Below are 17391 nucleotides of genomic sequence, written 5' to 3' on the forward strand. Positions count from 1 at the left end.
AGAATGAATTATTCGGAATGAGAATGTTTGTGGAGACGGAGAGGAAAGGGAGGAAAAATTGATAAAAATGTTTGTGGGGACACAAACATTGGCTACGAATGATCCCATGGGGATCAAATATGGGTAGCCCCGAGTAAGGTACGCAACTCGGGGTAAAAAACGAGAACAGCGATTCCGATTTTTGGCCGAGGAAATGCAAATGGGGAATTCGGGTCTCCGCCAAAAACAGGGAAGGTCAAAATCCCTTGCACCCCCTTGCGAAACCTTTGAGTCCTTTGAGGTTAAAAAAATATACCTCACGCAGTGACGCAGAGGAAGCAGTCTGATGACTGCATTTTGACGGTCCAAGTCTGGAGACTTGAACCAGATTTTATGCTTAAATACTCCATTTTCTTGCTTAATAATGAAATTATAATTAATTGAATATCAATGTATATGGAGGTATTTTAATTTTTTACTCAATATACTGAGTAAAATTACTCAATAGGTTGAGTAAATTATTTTTAAGACCTTTGTGAAGACACAAACATCGGCTGAATAAAGAATCTAAGTAAGTACAAACATCAGCCTTAGCAGTTTGGAGACTGCATTCTGGTGGTCCAAGTCTGAAGACTTGAACCAACAAGTTTCAGCGGTCCAAGTCTGGAGACTTGAACCAATGGGTCTGAAGAGACTTAAACCAATGGGGGATGCCAACTTTCAAACTTTGAAATCTTTCAACATTTTAACTTTTTTCAAAAAGAATACCCCACCTGACTTCCCTTATCTGCATCGAGTTCGATCTTGGCATAGACGCCGATTTCTTGTTGGAGTTCTTCCACATGGGAAATGATACCGACGATCCGGTTTTCGTGTCGGAGTGACTTGAGGGTTTCGAAGACCACACGCAGGGCATTTCTATCCAAAGCCCCAAAACCTTCATCCAAGAAAAAGAAACTCTGATCGGCCTGATTGAGTGATTTGACTTTTTCTGCCAAAGCCAAAGCAAGACATAATGAAGCCTGAAAAGTCTGCCCTCCGGAAAGGGTCTTGAGTAAGCGCTTCTTGCCGCCGTTGAGGTAATCCACCACCCAAAAAGTGTTGTTGTCGTCAATTTCTAAGCTGAGGCTGTTTTTGGTGAGCTTCATAAACCGCAGGTTGGCCGTATTGCAGAGTTCTTTGAGGTAAATCGTGCTCACATACTTGACAAATCCACTGCCTCGGAATAGGTTGTCCAATTCCCTCAAGTTGGATTCCCTGTTTTCCAATACGTTGAATTCTTTTGCCAATTCTTGTTTTTTATTCAGCTTGGTTTTGCTGTCTTCGATGTCCTGAATCAATAATGTGAGTTCTTTTCTGAATTCTTCCAAGCCAGATTTTTTCTCCTTCAGTTCGTTTAAAAGGTTCTCAAACGCTTCTTGGCTGAAGTCCAGAACACCGTCTTCCGCTTTGAGTTTGTCCAGGTTATTTTGGACTAGCAATCTCCGGTCTTCATATTGGCGGATCTCCGCATCGGTTTTGTCGGCATCCAAGGAATGATGGTACAAGGCCTGAAGATCGGACTCACTTTCAAATCCATGTGTCTTTTTCAGGGTTTCATATTGGCTTTCCAACTCGACAATTTTGACAATGGTCTTCTCTACCAGATCTCCAAAAGTTTTGAGATTTGCGAGGTTGGTGGATTGCTTCGCTCGGGTTTCCTGTAGGACTTTCCGCTTGCCGTCCAGGTCTTGGATGGTTTTTTCGATGTCTTTTTGGACATTAGAAATTGTGTTTTCTATGAAATCAGTGGATTTTTCAAAAAACGGTTTTGTGAATATAGGGTCTTTGATTTCGTCCTTTTTGGCGGCAACAGTACTGTGCAAGGCCACCTGCTTTTGTTCGGCTGTGCGGAGTTGCTGTTCTTCTTTTTCCAAAAGGAGTTTCCCTTCCTCTTGGCTTTTTCTCAAATCCCTGACTTCCTGGGCGAGTTGGTCTTTGTGCTTCAAAGCCAAATCGGTATCTCCGATCAACTTGGACAGACTCTCTTTTGATTGGATATTTTTTGACTTCAAACTGTCCATCTGGGAAGTCAATTGAAGCTTGGATTCCGAGAGTTCGTTTTCTTTTGCTGCTAGGTTTTGACGATGATTTTCCTGACGGATTTGTTGCTCGGAGAGCTTTTGGGATAGGTTTACGGTTTTTTCCATAAGCGCTTTCGCCTCTTCTATTTGACTGGAAATCCCATTCCATTCACTTTCTTCCTGACTTGCTGTGATCGGGTCAGGATGCTCGGTGGCACCGCAAAGCGGACAAGCTTCCCCGTCCTGCAAAAGATGGACATGGGCAGCAAGACCTTTTTTGCTGAGTAGTTTCTCCTTGGCGGATTCAAGGTTTTGGATTTGCTTTTTTTGATTTTCGATCCAACTTCCAAAGCTGTCAAAACCTGATGGAATTTGGTTTTGGATTTCTAAAATGGCTGTATCCAAACTTGTTGCCGTCTGCCTAAGGGAATTGAAGTCTTCTGTCAACTTTTCCAATTGGCTTTCCAGGTTGGTCCAATCTTTTGCTGCGCTTTTCAGGTTTGAGATTTCGTCTATATCCGGAAGCTTTATGCCTTCGATTTTGGATTCTTTTTCTTTGATCGCATTTTCGAGATCCTTTTGAGAATTTTTCAAGGTTTCGATATGCGGGCTGAGTGTTTCCACCTGTTTTTCGGCATCCCTTAATCCCGCAAATAGTCCTTGGATTTCGATCACCTTTTTGAGGTCACGGATTTTTGCTTCTCTATTAGGACTGTCGTTTGCTTTTATTTTTAGCTCCGTTTCCTGTTTAACAAGGTCATCGACTTCCGTTTCATATCTTTTTTTGAAATCAGTGCAGTTTTTGACACTGACCCGGTATTTTTCTAATTCGATTTTGGCTTCTTTGGTTTGTTCCCAAACAGGCTTCAGGTAGGTTTTGGCTTTGAGAAAATCCTTCCAAATGGCTTTTTTAACTTCAACTTCCGGTCTTTGGATTTCCAGATTATTCCATTCCTTTTGTCGTTCTATCAATTGCAGGTTTTTAGCTTGGAGTGCTTCCTGTTTTTTAGATTCGGCTTCTAAGGTTTGGAAGGTTTTTTCTTCCATTTCGAGTAAAATGGTTTTTTCAGAACGTAGATTTTCCTTTTCCTTCAATGCCTCGGGAGAATATTCAGCCAAAGCCAAAAGTTGGGTTTCCAACCGGATTTTTTCCTCCCTGACGGCTTTGAGCAGGCTTCCGGTTTTTTGGGAAAGGTCGAATCTTTCCAAACCAAAAAGCTCCTTCATCATCTCCGCCCGTGGTCCGGGAGTCAGGTCGATAAATTCCCGAAACTTTCCCTGCGGAATGATGACTGTCTGCTTGAAATGCTCTTTTTTCATCCCGACGATTTCTTCACCGCCTTGGGTAATCGGAATCAGGTTTTCACCGTCTTTTTCATAAAAAGTATGCTCGGCCGGCCGGACCTCTTCAAAGTTTTTGGGATTTCTTTTGGCAGCATAGCGGGCTAGGTAGTTTTTGGAATTGTTTTTCCCTGATCGGAATTCAAAATTGATCAGCAGCGTTTCGCTCTGTAGGTTGAGCATGCTGTTCTTTTCTCCCCGGTCAGAAAGCCGCTCGGTACTGCCATACAGCGCCAAGAGAATGGCTTCCAAAATGGAGGATTTGCCGCTTCCCACTGCGCCAAAGATCCCAAAAAGACCCGCTCCGGTGAGCTGTTCAAACTCTACTGTCTGTTTTTCTTTGTAGGAATAAAGGCCTTCTATTTCGAGTTTTACCGGGATCATGTTCGTTTTCGGTTTGTTTAGAAAACCCTCCAAGGGTTTTGAACCCTTGGAGGGTTGGACTATTCTTGGCTGATGACTTCTTTAAAAATCCCGATCAGTTCCGCATTGGGTTCCTGACCTTTTTCACTTTTGTAATACATGTTGAAAAGCGTGACCATGTCCTTTCCGAGGTCTTCGACTTTCAGGCTGAGACTTTCCTGACCTTGGGGATTTTTGATTTGGGGAATCAGGCTGACAATCCCGTCGTGGGCCTTCATGATGGCTTTGCGGGTAGCGGCATCTATGGAATGCTCCGTGACAAAGGTGATTTCGACAAAGCAATAAGGGTTTTCCTCCAACCATTGTAGCGTCTTAGCAAGATCATCAAATGTTTTTCTATACAACTGTCTTCCTTTTTCTAAAGCAACAGCCCAGTAATCGACGGCTTTTCCCGGTTCAGCTTCAATGATAATGACCTGTTTTTGTTGGTCGGCTTCGCTGAAGGAGTAGGCGAGGGGAGAACTTGAATAGACCACCGGAAAGGGATTTTTTCCTACAGCATGGTAGCGGTGCAGATGGCCCAAAGCCGCATATTGGACTTGGCATGGGATATTGTGGGTAAAGAGCGCCTGCGTGCCACCGACATGGAGGATGGGCCGCTCGGATTCCGGTTCCGGTTCGACAGGACCACCTTCTTTCATAAAAAAGAAATGTCCCATAAAGAGATTCACTCCTTTGTCATCGCAGTAAGTGTCAGCAATTTTCCCCCATTTATTGGCCAAAACTTCCCTAAACTCCGCTTCCCTGTCTCCCTCTCCCAAGTAGGTTTTGAGAAGAACTTCATTGGCATAGGGAGCAAGGATTATCCTGATGGGGAAATTGTATTTTGGGAGACAGATTTCTACAAATCCCGGTTCGCTGCGGATAACTTCGATGCCATTGTCTAATTTTCCTGCGGGAATGACGCTGTCGTACCTGCTGTAGAAAAAGATGCCCATTTCTCTCGCCAATGGATCCGGTGCTTCGACAAACTGCGTGCTGTCATGGTTGCCAGAGATGGCGATCACCGGTCTTTGGCCGTCCTTAGATAGTTTTTTTAGTGTTTTATAAAGGAGCTCCACAGCCTCATGGTTGGGATTGAAAGTGTCAAAAATATCTCCTGCAAGCAAGACCAAATCGACTTCTTCCCGATCGGAGATCTGGATGATTTCTTCCAAGACGAGTTTTTGCTCTTCCAACCTAGAAAATTCCTGGAGTCTTTTTCCCAAATGCCAATCCGCTGTGTGGAGTATTTTCATAGTTTAAAAATAAGAAGACTTTTTTAATTGGGCTTATTTTTTTAGTCTCTTGATCATTTCCACCATTTCCACCATTTCGTCCGGAGCAATGGCGGGAATAGGGGATTTTTTGAAGTCCCTGAGATTTCGGGTGACGATGTAATCCATGCCGCCTGTGGACTCAGCATTAAAAATCTGAAGCGCATCCTCAAAATCACTAAAATCAGATAAAAGCGCTTTTTTTAACTGTGCCTTGGTGACATCAATCACCTCTACCAACTCTGTCAATTCCAACAGTTTTGACCTCAATTCTTTTTCCTCTGAATATTTTTTGAGTATGTAGTAGGTTGTAGCAAATGCATGGGTGGAACTGTAGAGCAGTATTTTATCTGTCCCCAAAAGAAAGATTTCGGTTGCATGCTTTGTAAATGCGCCTCTATCGGTCAAAAAATCAACAAGGATATTGGTGTCTAAAAATATTTTCATTTGAGATGTTTTTCTTCCAAGTATTCTTTAAGGATTTTTTCTTCATCAAAATCGCCCGGGATCTGGATTTTACCTGCGAGCTTATTTATTTTCTCCTTTTGGGTATTCTCAGGATGATGCTCTTCTACAAGATTTTTCAGGTAATTTTCGACCAAACCGGATAGACTTCTGCCCGTCTCTGAAGCATAGACCTTTGCCTTTTCGATGATGTTTTCGTCTACATTAAGTGTGAGTTTTTTGGCCATGTACGTAAGGTTTTTTTAAATGTACGTAAATTTTTAAAATCATACGGTTTTCTTTTAAGGAATTAATGTGTTTCAGCATTGTTGTACGTACAAAACACACCACAAAATTTTCTTTTTAAAAACTGATCTCTATACATTCGACGTGGGGAGGAATGATCCCGAAGCTTCGGGAGGCCGGCCCAGGCCTTGTGCGCGGATAGGATTCTGCCGTCTTGACTTTTTTGGCTACTTTTTTTGTCAAGAAAAAAAGTAGCTGTAAAATGAATAATCGATTTGCTGAGACACTAAGAATATCATTGGAGTTAATTTTGGCTTATTTATTTATTATGACAAATATTTCCTATTTTGGGTTGCTGTTTTTGTGCCGGTTTTGAATCTATCGTGTCCTTTATTTACAACGAAACGACAATTGGCACATTAATTGTAAAATGCGAGCTAATGAAAATGAAAAACATCCTATTCGTTTTGCTGATGCTGATGGGTCCGATGCCGCTTTTGGCAGGCGGTCCTAAGGCTGATGTAGGCGATTCGCTGAAGATTCAGGAAGGCGTCGCAAGTTATTATGGCCACAAATTCCACTTAAGAAAGACCGCAAGCGGAGAGATTTTTGACATGGAGCGAATGACTGCTGCCCACAAAAACCTTCCTTTCGGTACCATGCTGAAGGTGACCAACCTCAAAAACGACAAAGTGGTGTGGGTACGGGTCAATGACCGCCTTCCACAAAACTCCAAAAGAATCATCGACTTATCTCGCGCCGCCGCCACAGAAATCGACATGGTCAAAGATGGCCTTGCCAAAGTAAAAATCGAAGTACCTGATCAGGCCACCGTGAACTTATTGATGAGTCATTATCAGGACAACAAGCCTAATGATATCAGGCTGAGGATTTATGAAGAACCCATTCTATTTGATAAAATGGACCTGTGTATGATAGGATATGAGATCGATCTTGCAGAGAAGGTGGAAGTTTCGATCTGATTTTTTTAGGAACCTTATAGGTTAATGAATTACTGTTTCTTCTTAAGGGTATAAAGTATTTCTCAATTCCATTCCATTTTTTGATTTTGTCATTAAATATTGTCCAAAATCCTTGGTTTTCTCCTTATCCGTTTCAATTTTAAATTAGTCGACTAATTTTCTGGAAGAATTAGGAAATGCAGATGCGGGGGGTAATTTAGTTCACAGAAAGTAAATCTGCCGGTGGAACATACTTTTTGGGGAATAAATGCTCGCCTTGCATGGTGCGAAAGGGGTGAATTTTAAATTGATTTATTTATGAGAAAGTATATTTTAAAATCAGGGCTAATAGTATTAATTCTTTTTTCTATGTGCCATTTACAAATAGAAAGATCACATGATCTTAAATTAAAAATCAAATTTGCCAAAGGCCAATTGTTCGCACAAGGGAATCAGCATGACGCTTCGGTTCCTGGGGCAATGTATGATGCTTGTCCCGGAGGAGAAATCTCATATTCTATTTATCATGCAACTTCCAAATATTGCTTCAATACGGCAAGTTGGAAATCATATGAAGAATGTGAATCACATTCAAATCAGTGTTGTCCAGGTATGAGTTTGGCGGCTGAGCCTCTTTGTTAAAATTAAATCCTTCAACCAAACTAATATATGGTTGAAGGATTTTTTATATTAAATGTTACTGAGTGATGATTCTAAGAAAAAATTATTTAATTCTGATTGTTTTAATATCTGTTTTTTCTTGTGAAAATGAGAGGAAACAAAATGTTTATAACCTTACAATTGACATAGAAAGTGTAAGTGGAATTTCCCATAGTGACATTTTTAAGGGATATTCTATTGTCCCTCTTGAAACTAATCGGAACACGCTTATTGGAGAAATTTCCAAAATTATACTTTCAGAAAATTTGATTTTTGTACTTGATAGTAAAATTTCAAATTCTGTTTTCATATATAGTAAAAATGGAAAATTAGTAAATAAAATAGAAAGTAAAGGTACTGGACCGGGTGAGCTTTTTTCGCCGGTTAATATTGAGATAAATGAAGAGGATAAAGAATTAATAGTATTTGACGGGAAGCTTGGTAAATTTTTGTATTATGACTTTAAGGGTAATTTTTTAAAAGAGAAGAGAAAAACAGAAATAATTTCCGTTTTTGATATGTTCTTTCAAAATAGTCATTTTTATTTTGTTGATGATCAATCTGAAGATTGGCACAGTCGGTTGCTCGTGACAGACAAAAATTTAAATGAAACAAAAAGATTAGACACATTTTTTGAAGGAGACTTTAAGATCATGAATGGTAAAAAATCAAGGTATTTTTATGAATCTCATGACGGTAATGGGATTTTTTACAAAGAGAGAAACCATAATAGGTTGGTTAAAATTGAAGGAAATATTGTAAGTAATCAGTATTTATTTTCGTTTTCTTCACTGGAATTTGAGCCAGATCCTGCAAGAACCTACGAAGCATTTGAATTCAGTAAGGAATTTTGGCAAAGTGATAAATATGCACTTGGAGATGAAATAATTGATTCAAATAATTATACTCTTCTTTCAGTCAATAAAGGTTCGGAGTTCAAATTGGCACTTTGGGAGAAGGAAGGAAATGGAGTTAAAATGATTAAAAGTATTAAAAATGATATGGACGGAATTTCCCCTGACATCAATGGTATACCTCCATATAATGTAAAAGCTAACTATTTTATTTGGGCTTTGCATCCGGCAGATTTGGCAGATTTTCATGGACTCAAAAATCAAAGCCAAAATCCATATTTGGATTTTTTTTCAAAATATAAAATTGACCTTGACGATAATCCCATTTTGTTTATCTACACATTTAAAGATTGATTTTTTCATTTTGAACTTACTTTTTCAAACTTTTTAACATCAACCCTTTTGAATTTGTTTAATAACTTAGTTTATTGTAATCCTATTCAATAACCACAAGTAATATGCGTCGTGTTCCTGTATTTTTATTTGCCCTTGTCTTGATAGTGTTCGCTTCCTGCAAGGAAGAAAAAGCCGAAAGTCAGGATCAACCCTTGGAAGCCTTCCGTGGCGAAGTGGCTGCTACTCCTGTCCGGATAGCCAAAGCCGAGAAGCGGACCTTTGATTACCTGATCAATGCCTCCGGCAAAATCGAAGCAGCAGAGCAGGTCAAAATCATTGCCGAGCGGCCGGGATACCTCATAGAACTTACCGTGAAGGAAGGTGACTTTGTCGAAAAAGGCAAAATCCTCGCCCGCCTCGATCAGACCGAAAGCCTGCTGAACCTTGAGAAAGCCAAAATAGAACTTAAGAATGCTGAAGTGAATTATAAGTCCGAGATCCTGAGCTTCGAAAGCATCATGAACAGCGGTGATACCGACAGAATCACGCAGGTGCAGGAGCAGCTTAAGGCCAAGAGTGGGCTTTTTTCGGCTGAAATCGCTGTCAAGGAAGCGCAGATGGACCTGGACAAGACGGTGATCAAATCCCCGATTTCGGGCAGGGTAGCCGACCTCAAGACCAAGCGGGGAAGCCTCGTCAAGTCAGGCGACGAAATGCTCGAAGTCATCAATACGGCTGCACTAGAACTCAAAGTGAAAGTCCTGGAATCCGACATCAACCTTATTTCCCTTGGCCAAAAAGCAGAAATCCTTCCTGTCGGTGGCGGGGAAGGAATCAGCGGTTCGGTCAGGAGTATCAATCCCAAAGTGGATGAAAACGGACTTGTCCAAGTCAATATCCTGATCAACGGAGGCAAAGGATTGCTTCCCGGGATGAACGCCCGTGCCATCATCCGCGCCCCACAAAACAACAGCATCGTCGTACCCAAGCAGGCTTTGGTCTACCGTTCCGGCAGGCCTGTAGTCTTCACCATAGAGAAAGAGGAATCCAAATGGAACTATGTCGAAGTCGGCAAGGACAACGGTCAGGAAGTCGAAATCCTCAGCGGCATTGAATCCGGCATGACCGTCATCACTTCCAACAACCTGCAGCTTGCACATCAGGCACCTGTACAAATCCTCAAAGACTAATCGCCATGGTAAGGTTTTTATTGGCAAGACCCATAGCTGTGTTGATGGTTTTTTTGGCCTTGATGGTCTTTTCGGTCATCGTGTTCAGGACGCTTCCGATTTCACTTTTGCCTCCGATCGATGTCCCTCAGATCGTCATCAAAGTCAATTATCCCAACGCTTCTCCTGAGGCCATAGAGCAGAATGTGCTTTCCCCGATCCGGGAAGGCCTGATGACACTCAATGGTCTGGAAGATGTCGAAAGCAAAGCCGGAAGCGAAACAGGCACGATCCGACTGACTTTTGATTATGGTACCAAGATGGAACTGGCCTATATCGATGTCAATGAAAAGATCGATAGACTTACCAACAGCCTTCCTTCGGACCTTTCCCGTCCCCAAGTCATCCGGATCAATACCAATGACATTCCTGTCGTCCGGGTGCAGGTCATTCCCAAACCTGGATTTGACTTTACAGAAATCAGTCAGTTGACCGAAAATGTCCTGAAGAAGAGGATCGAACAGTTGGAAGGGGTTTCCTTGGTCGATATCAACGGCAAAAAGGAGCGCATCATCACCGTCACCCCGGACAAAGCTGCCCTCCGTGCCCTTGGCATGACGGAAGACAATGTGATCAATGCCATCCAATTTGGCAATGAAGAACTTCCCGGCATCAGCGTGGAGGACGGTCAGTTCAGGTATTACCTGCGGTTGGCGACAAGGGTGGATTCTCCCGACGACATCATGAAGCTTCCCGTCACTTCCGACAAGGGCGTTACCGTTGATTTGGCTAGGGTCGCCACAGTGCAATACGAGACGAACGAGGTTTTGGGACACCACCTTTTTGGCGAAAAAGAGGGATTGGTGATCACGGTGCACAAGCAGGCTTCCGCCAAGATGAACGAACTCCTTCCCAAGGTATATGAAGCCATTGAGTTGTTCAAAGCGGATTACAACCAAGTGGATTTTGAGCTGACGCAAGACCAATCCGTCCTGCTGAATGCCGGTATAAGCAACCTGCAGACAAGTTTGCTTTTTGGTGGATTGTTTGCTTTTGGGGTATTGTTCCTCTTTATGGGCAATTACCGCATGCCGATCATTATCGGGATTTCCCTGCCGACTTCTTTGCTGATCAGTTTTCTGGTTTTTTACTTTTTCAAAATCTCGATCAATGTCATTTCCCTGTCGGGTCTTGCCTTGGGTTTGGGGATGTTGATAGACAATGCCATCATCGTATTGGATAATATCACCCGAAAGCGGCTTGAGGGATTGCCGATATTTGAAGCCTGTGTACAGGGAGTCAATGAAGTCATGTCGGCCTTGGTCAGTTCGGTGCTGACGACCTTGGCGGTATTTATTCCTTTGGTGTTTTTGAGTGGGATATCAGGCGCTCTGTTTTTCGATCAGGCCGTTTCAGTGGCTGCGATTTTGGGGGTTTCCCTATTGGTAGCATTTATTTTCCTTCCGATGCTGTATCATTTTTTCTATAGAAAAAGGGCGGTGCAGGGAGAAAAAGCAGACGACAGCAGGTTTTTTAAGATCATTTTAAAAGGCTATAAAAGCCTGTTCAAAAAGATTTTCAGCCATAAAAAACTCAGTCTTGGTATTTTCGTTCTGCTGATACCTGCAGGTTTGGCATTGGGCTATCTGCTCCAAGTCGAGGGCCTGCCACCGATAGAGAAGTTTGATGCGGTAGTGGAGATCGATTGGAACGAACCGATCGGGGTGGAGCAAAATAAAGATCGAGTATTATCGATTTTGGAGGCCATGAAAGGCGCTTATTTGAAGTCGGAGACAGACCTTGGGGTGCGGCAGTTTTTGCTATTTGATGGGGAAAGTTCCCTGCAGGAAGCCAACCTCTATTTCCTTTTTGAATCGCAAGATTCCAAATCTGAGCAGATGCAAAGATTGAGGGAATTGATTTTGGGCAATTATCCAAATGCCCAAATCTCAGTGTTGGATGCTCCCAATGCGTTCGATCAGTTGTTTGCTTCCAACATCCCCTTTTACGAAGTGAGGTGGAAAGACTTGGCGACCAAAAAGCCGATCGAGGAAGGCAGGATGGATGAATGGCTATCGGCATTTCCTGTGAAGGAATTCAGCCGTGGACCGGGATTACAAAAAGAAGCTTCGGTGATATTCAGGTTGGATGGCGGCAAGCTCGCGCTTTATGGCATCAGTCCCCGGGACTTGCAAGAGCAGGTGAAGCAGTTGTTTGGTGTGTATCCGATTACCGACATCAAGCGGTTTGGGGAGATTACACCGATTAAGCTCACCGCCAACAAGTCCAATTTTGAGCAGATTCTCAATAATAATTTTCTTCGGGGAAAAGACGGAAACGAATACGCACTGAGCAATTTCATCAGTTTTGATTATGAAAACCATTACAAATTTGTCACTGCGGACAAGGGTGGTCTGTTCCAATCGGTAATTTTAGATTCAAAAAACCCAACGGCCTACAATGCCGAGATCATCAATTGGGCGGCGGATAAGAACCTGGGAGTGTCGTTTTTTGGGCAATACTTCAAAGATCAGGAGCGGATCAGAGAATTGGTCGGTATCCTTTTGATTTCGGTTTTGCTCCTATATTTCATTCTTGCTGCGCAATTTGAGAGTTTTATTCAGCCATTGATCATCATCGCTACTTTGCCTTTGGGGATCGGGGGGGCGTTTATCATCCTCTTTCTAACCGGAACTTCCCTTAATGTTATGTCGGCGATTGGCTTGGTGGTCATGTTGGGAATCATGGTCAATGATGCCATCCTGAAAATCGATACCATCAATAGATTAAAAGAACAGTACGGCAATCTTTCCGGGAGGGAAGCATTGGATAAAGCATTGTATGAAGCGGGGCAAATCAGATTAAAACCTATTCTGATGACTTCAATCACGACCATCTTGGCTTTGTTACCGGTGGTGTTCTCCTCAGGTTTGGGTGCGGACTTGCAGCGGCCTTTGGTCTATTCCGTTATCGGCGGCCTCACCATCGGAACCTTTACAGCGCTGTATTTCGTGCCTTTGGCTTATTGGTTTATAGCGGGGGGCGTGCGTCATTCTGAGGGAGGAACGACCGAAGAATCTCTGTTCAAATAATGATAGAGACTCTTCACTGCGTTCAGAGTGACGGATAGTGATCGTCATTCTGAGGGAGGAACGACCGAAGAATCTCATTAAAATTAAGGATTGAGACACTTCGCTACACTCAGAGTGACGAAAGCTAGACAAGACTCTTCGCTACACTCTGAGTGACGGATGGGTCCGTCATTCTGAATCCGAGGTACGAGGATGAAGAATCTCTTATTATAAAAGTATAGAGACTCTTCACTGCGTTCAGAGTGACGGATAGCGACCGTCATTCTGAGGGAGGAACGACCGAAGAATCTCAATAAATATAGAATCAGAAGTGAATGAATAATGTGTTATGCATAAAGGGGGAGCAGTTTATATTTTAACAAATAAAAATAAAACCACTTTGTATATAGGTGTTACTAATGACTTACAGAGAAGAATCTATGAACATCAAAACGGGCTTAATCCAAATTCATTTGTTGCTAAATACAACCTATTTCAGTTGGTTTATTATGAAGGTTTTCATTCAATTGAAGAAGCAATTATGAGAGAAAATCAATTAAAGGGATGGACTAGGAAGAAAAAAGAGGTTTTGATTTTCAGCACTAATGAAAGTTGGAAAGATTTAACTGAAGAAATAATGAGTTGGTGAAATTGAGACTTTTCACCGCGTTCAGAGTGACGGGCAGCTACGTCATTCTGAGGGAGGAACGACCGAAGAATCTCTTAGAGGAGGCCCTTCGCTTCACTCAGGGTGACGGTCAAGGAAATGACTCTTCGCTTTGTTCAGAGTGATGAATAGCAACCGTCATTCTGAGGGAGGAACGACCGAAGAATCTCAATAAAAAAAGAAAGAGACTCTTCGCTTCACTCAGAGTGACGGACACCGACTCTCGCTTCTCGCTTCTAATGTCTCAAATCTCATGTCTCACATCTAAAACATAAAAATTGACTCCCTTCCGCATCATCATATCGTTCATTGTTCTTGCCATCATCGGTTTTGCCCTGGTGCCGAGGCTTTCTGTGGATCTGAATCCACGGGAGCGTGAACCGGTATTGACGGTGAGTTTTGGGGTACCGAGGTCTTCTCCTGATCTGGTCGAAAAGCTGGCGACGTCGCCTTTGGAAGGAGCACTTTCCCAATTGGCAGATCTCAAAAAGATCAACTCCGTATCCAATTACGACAGGGGATCGATTACCCTGCGCTTTGACAAGGAGACGGATATGGAATTCAAAAAATTTGAAGTCTCCTCCATCATCCGGCAGGTTTATCCGGGTTTGGATCAGAAGGTTTCTTATCCCTTGGTCACCCAAACTGCCGAGCGCAGGTCCGACCTCAAAACCCCGATTTTAACCTATTCTGTCAACGGTCCTTTTGCTTCTTTTGAGATCAAAAAAATCGCTGAAGATGTCATCAAATCCTCCCTCAATAGGTTTGCCGAAATAGAGGAAATTACCGTTCGTGGAGCAAACGACCTGCAGCTTTTTGTCACCTATGACATCAAAAAATTGCAGGCATTCAAACTTTCCAAATCAGATATTGAATCCGTCATTGCCGGATCATTTGGAAGGTCATTTCCCGGTTCACTTGTCAACAACAGGGGAGAGACACTTTTTATTCAGGTGGACCGCTCGCTGCAGGACCTCAGCCAACTCGAAAACCTCCTTGTAACAACAAAAGAAGGCAAGGAGATTTACCTAAAAGACCTGGCGGTTTTGACATTGGAGGAAGCCGAACCCAATTCCTTTTACAGAATCAATGGCAACAATTCGGTTACGCTGTCCATCATCAACCGCGACGGTGTCAACAAAGTCCTACTTGCCAAAAACATCAAAGCAGCCATTGAAAGTACGAAACCTTTGTTACCTGCTGGATTTGAAGTAAGGCTTGAAAATGACGACACAGAGTTTCTTGAAAAAGAACTGAGCAAAATCTATAAGCGCTCGGGACTGTCGATTTTAATATTGATTGTATTTATTTTCCTGATCAATAGAAACCTCAAGTACCTCAGCATTCTATTTTTGGGCATCATTGTCAACCTGAGTATTACAGGAATAATCTTGTATCTGTTGAAAGTGGATATCCATTTATATTCCCTTGCAGGCTTGACGATTTCCTTTGGATTGATAGTGGACAATGCGATCATCATGATCGATCACTTGCACAAGCATAAAAACAGGAAAGTATTTGTTGCCCTGCTTGCTGCTTCGCTGACGACGATTGTGGCATTGTTGATTGTGTTTTTCCTTCCTGAAGACGATCGAAAAAACCTGACCGAATTCTCCGTGGTAGTTACTGTGATGCTTGCAGTTTCCCTTTTGGTCGCTTTGCTTTTCACCCCGGCGATGTATGAGCTGTTATTCGGTCATCAGGCACAAAAAGGAAGGGTCCTCACTGTAGCCCAACTCAGGAAAAGGGTCAAGGCTTTCGGTGTTTTCAACAGGAGTATTGGTTTTGTGGCCAATTACCGAAAGATATTTATTGTGTTCCTTTTGCTGCTTTTTGGTTTACCTGTTTTCTTCCTTCCTGCCAAATGGGAGGGTCAGGAATGGTACAACAAAACCGTAGGCTCAACCTTATATCAGGAAGAAATCCGGCCTTATGTGGACAAGGCACTTGGTGGTTCACTGCGAATGTTTGTCCGTGGGGTTTTTGAAAAATCATCCTATCGCCAAGCGGAAAAGACAAGGCTTTACATTTCTGCCCAGTTGCCATTTGGCAATACCTTGGAGCAGATGGATTTTATCATGCGGGAATTTGAGAAATTTCTCCAAGGTGTGGAGGGCATTGATCAATTTGTGACTATTATCCAATCGGGGCAATACGCTCGAATCGAAATCACTTTCAAAGAAGCTTACGAAAAATCAGCTTTGCCTTACCAACTCAAAGGCCGGCTGTCAGTCAAGTCGACCGATTGGTCGGGAGCGAGTTGGCAAATCTATGGAGTAGGTCAGGGGTTTTATACCGGATCCGGGGGAGAAGGAATCCCGCAATACAGGGTGACCTTGAAAGGATACAACTACGACGAACTCGAAAGGCAATCGGAGTTGTTGGCAGAAAAACTCCTTAGGCATAAAAGAATCCAAACCGTAAATACCAATGAGCGCTTGGGTTGGAATGAACAGAAAACAGAGGAATATGTACTCCGTCTGGACCAAAGTAAAATGGCCCTTGGCAATGCAAACCAATACCAGGTTATCAATGCACTCAACAATGTCTCGCGGCCATCCGGTCCTTCAGCTTACCTCGCTTTGGAGGATAAAAATTACGCTGTAGTGGTTAGGGAAAAGGAATCATCGGATTATTCGAAATTTGACTTAGAAGAAAATAGCCTGATCGGAGGGGAAGATCAGGTTTTCAAAGTGAGTAATTTTGGTTCTCTGACCAAGGAAACCACTACAAATGCCCTGCACAAAGAAGACCGTCAATACATCCGTATGGTGGCTTTTGAATATATGGGATCAGCAAAGTTTGGGAATGAATACCTCGATGAAGTATTGACAGAAATGAAAGCCAATATGCCCATCGGTTATACCGCAGAGAAGGAAACCTGGAGTTGGGATTGGAACAAAGCAAAAAGACAGTATAGCCTGATATTGGTGTTGGTAGTTGGAATTTTCTTTATCTGTTCGGTGCTTTTTGAGAACCTGAAGCAACCTTTATTCATCATCATTATCATTCCGTTTTCTTTTATCGGACTATTTCTGATTTTCTCGCTCTTTGATTTTTACTTTGATCAGGGAGGTTATGCGGCTTTTGTGATGCTCGGTGGATTGGCGGTCAATGCGGCGATTTTTATTGTCAATGACCTGAACAACCGGTCCATTGGGCTATACAATAGGAATATTCTGAAAGCTGTGGCTGGAAAAGCTGTTCCCATCATGCTGACGATTCTATCGACCTGCTTCGGTTTGATCCCATTTATCATGGAGGGGCAAAATGAAGTTTTCTGGTTTTCCCTCGCCATCGGCACCATCGGAGGATTGGTGTTCAGTATTATAGGAGTTTTTGTGGCTTTGCCGGTGTTTTTGTGGAAGAAAAATGGTTGATTTCCCGTAGAGGAAATGTCCCGCAAAGACACAAAGACGCAAAGGTTTTGTTGTTGTTAGATACTTAAACCATTGGTCAAGATTTTTTTTTCCCGCAGATAGCGCAGAACTTCGCAGAATAGAATCGCAGGGGGATTTATTTGAATGCTTCACCTTTAGTCGGTTTATTTCGCCCCTTCAGGGCTAAGGTTGTCCTATCTTTCCTGTTGCGATGGGCTGCACCCATCGTTGAGATATTTTGCCCTTTCAGGGCTGTGAATAACTGTAGGATTAATTGTCGAAATTTTCCTAAAAAGTCAAAGCCCCAACGGGGCGAGATATCATAGGGTTGGGGGTAGCCCATCCTTCAAAAGAATTGGGAATTCCGATAAAGCCCTGAAAGGGCGGAATTTTTTCATGAATATTCAGGAATTTTTTCATTTCAAAGCTTGTGTTATTCTGGATTTTTAGGATACGATGGGCTCCTGTTTTGTGCGGGTATGTTTTAGGTGTAAATTAAGTAGTTGAAATATAGCTATTTATTTGTCTTGATTTTGTGAT

Annotated in this window: 11 protein-coding genes; 7 read left to right on the forward strand and 4 right to left on the reverse strand. The window is 42.6% G+C overall.

The window, feature by feature from the left end:
- Window positions 1-734: 734 nt before the first annotated feature.
- The 4 genes from MMU05_RS16705 to MMU05_RS16720 are packed head-to-tail and all read right to left on the reverse strand — an operon-like array spanning window position 735 to window position 5754.
- Window positions 735-3767: an SMC family ATPase gene (locus MMU05_RS16705; RefSeq protein WP_241142819.1), complete on the reverse strand. Its 3033-nt coding sequence runs from the start codon at window positions 3765-3767 to the stop codon at window positions 735-737.
- Window positions 3768-3826: 59 nt separating this feature from the next.
- Window positions 3827-5044 (reverse strand): metallophosphoesterase family protein, encoded by a 1218-nt coding sequence (locus tag MMU05_RS16710; RefSeq protein WP_241142820.1) that lies wholly within the window; start codon window positions 5042-5044, stop codon window positions 3827-3829.
- A gap of 33 nt (window positions 5045-5077) precedes the next feature.
- Window positions 5078-5509, reverse strand: coding sequence for a type II toxin-antitoxin system VapC family toxin (locus MMU05_RS16715; RefSeq protein WP_241142821.1), 432 nt, complete (start codon window positions 5507-5509; stop codon window positions 5078-5080).
- Entirely contained in the window at window positions 5506-5754 is a 249-nt protein-coding gene (locus MMU05_RS16720) for a DUF6364 family protein (RefSeq protein WP_241142822.1), read from the reverse strand. Before MMU05_RS16720 ends, MMU05_RS16715 begins: the two co-directional genes overlap by 4 nt.
- A gap of 444 nt (window positions 5755-6198) precedes the next feature.
- Here MMU05_RS16720 and MMU05_RS16725 point away from each other — a divergent pair, with 444 nt between their 5' ends.
- The 7 genes from MMU05_RS16725 (at window position 6199) to MMU05_RS16755 (ending at window position 16851) form a co-directional block, all read left to right on the forward strand.
- Window positions 6199-6735, forward strand: a complete 537-nt coding sequence (locus MMU05_RS16725; protein ID WP_241142823.1) for a septal ring lytic transglycosylase RlpA family protein — start codon at window positions 6199-6201, stop codon at window positions 6733-6735.
- Between the two features lie 297 nt (window positions 6736-7032).
- Complete coding sequence (locus MMU05_RS16730; RefSeq protein WP_241142824.1) at window positions 7033-7356, forward strand: hypothetical protein; 324 nt, start codon at window positions 7033-7035, stop codon at window positions 7354-7356.
- A gap of 65 nt (window positions 7357-7421) precedes the next feature.
- On the forward strand, window positions 7422-8582 hold the full coding sequence (locus MMU05_RS16735) for a 6-bladed beta-propeller (protein WP_241142833.1): 1161 nt from the start codon (window positions 7422-7424) through the stop codon (window positions 8580-8582).
- A 104-nt stretch (window positions 8583-8686) separates the two neighbouring features.
- Window positions 8687-9754 carry an efflux RND transporter periplasmic adaptor subunit gene (locus tag MMU05_RS16740; RefSeq protein WP_241142825.1) on the forward strand — a complete coding sequence of 356 codons (1068 nt, stop codon included), beginning with the start codon at window positions 8687-8689 and terminating at the stop codon, window positions 9752-9754.
- A gap of 5 nt (window positions 9755-9759) precedes the next feature.
- The gene (locus MMU05_RS16745; protein ID WP_241142826.1) at window positions 9760-12825 is read left to right on the forward strand and encodes an efflux RND transporter permease subunit; all 3066 of its coding nucleotides are present in this window, start codon (window positions 9760-9762) and stop codon (window positions 12823-12825) included.
- 328 nt (window positions 12826-13153) lie between these two features.
- Window positions 13154-13453, forward strand: a complete 300-nt coding sequence (locus MMU05_RS16750; RefSeq protein WP_241142827.1) for a GIY-YIG nuclease family protein — start codon at window positions 13154-13156, stop codon at window positions 13451-13453.
- Window positions 13454-13749: 296 nt separating this feature from the next.
- A complete protein-coding gene (locus tag MMU05_RS16755) occupies window positions 13750-16851 on the forward strand; it encodes an efflux RND transporter permease subunit (protein ID WP_241142828.1) in 3102 nt (1033 codons plus the stop codon).
- Window positions 16852-17391 lie beyond the last annotated feature (540 nt).

The organism is Cognataquiflexum rubidum (genome assembly GCF_022538115.1).
GTDB classification, from domain to species: domain Bacteria; phylum Bacteroidota; class Bacteroidia; order Cytophagales; family Cyclobacteriaceae; genus Cognataquiflexum; species Cognataquiflexum rubidum.

What these genes read in the sequence shown, in the direction of transcription:
- MMU05_RS16750 (WP_241142827.1), top strand. Translation starts at nt 13,154, where the DNA reads ATGCATAAAGGGGGAGCAGTTTATATTTTAACAAATAAAAATAAAACC.
- MMU05_RS16710 (WP_241142820.1), bottom strand. Translation starts at nt 5,044, where the DNA reads ATGAAAATACTCCACACAGCGGATTGGCATTTGGGAAAAAGACTCCAG.
- MMU05_RS16730 (WP_241142824.1), top strand. Translation starts at nt 7,033, where the DNA reads ATGAGAAAGTATATTTTAAAATCAGGGCTAATAGTATTAATTCTTTTT.
- MMU05_RS16725 (WP_241142823.1), top strand. Translation starts at nt 6,199, where the DNA reads ATGAAAAACATCCTATTCGTTTTGCTGATGCTGATGGGTCCGATGCCG.
- MMU05_RS16720 (WP_241142822.1), bottom strand. Translation starts at nt 5,754, where the DNA reads ATGGCCAAAAAACTCACACTTAATGTAGACGAAAACATCATCGAAAAG.
- MMU05_RS16740 (WP_241142825.1), top strand. Translation starts at nt 8,687, where the DNA reads ATGCGTCGTGTTCCTGTATTTTTATTTGCCCTTGTCTTGATAGTGTTC.
- MMU05_RS16715 (WP_241142821.1), bottom strand. Translation starts at nt 5,509, where the DNA reads ATGAAAATATTTTTAGACACCAATATCCTTGTTGATTTTTTGACCGAT.
- MMU05_RS16705 (WP_241142819.1), bottom strand. Translation starts at nt 3,767, where the DNA reads ATGATCCCGGTAAAACTCGAAATAGAAGGCCTTTATTCCTACAAAGAA.
- MMU05_RS16745 (WP_241142826.1), top strand. Translation starts at nt 9,760, where the DNA reads ATGGTAAGGTTTTTATTGGCAAGACCCATAGCTGTGTTGATGGTTTTT.
- MMU05_RS16735 (WP_241142833.1), top strand. Translation starts at nt 7,422, where the DNA reads ATGATTCTAAGAAAAAATTATTTAATTCTGATTGTTTTAATATCTGTT.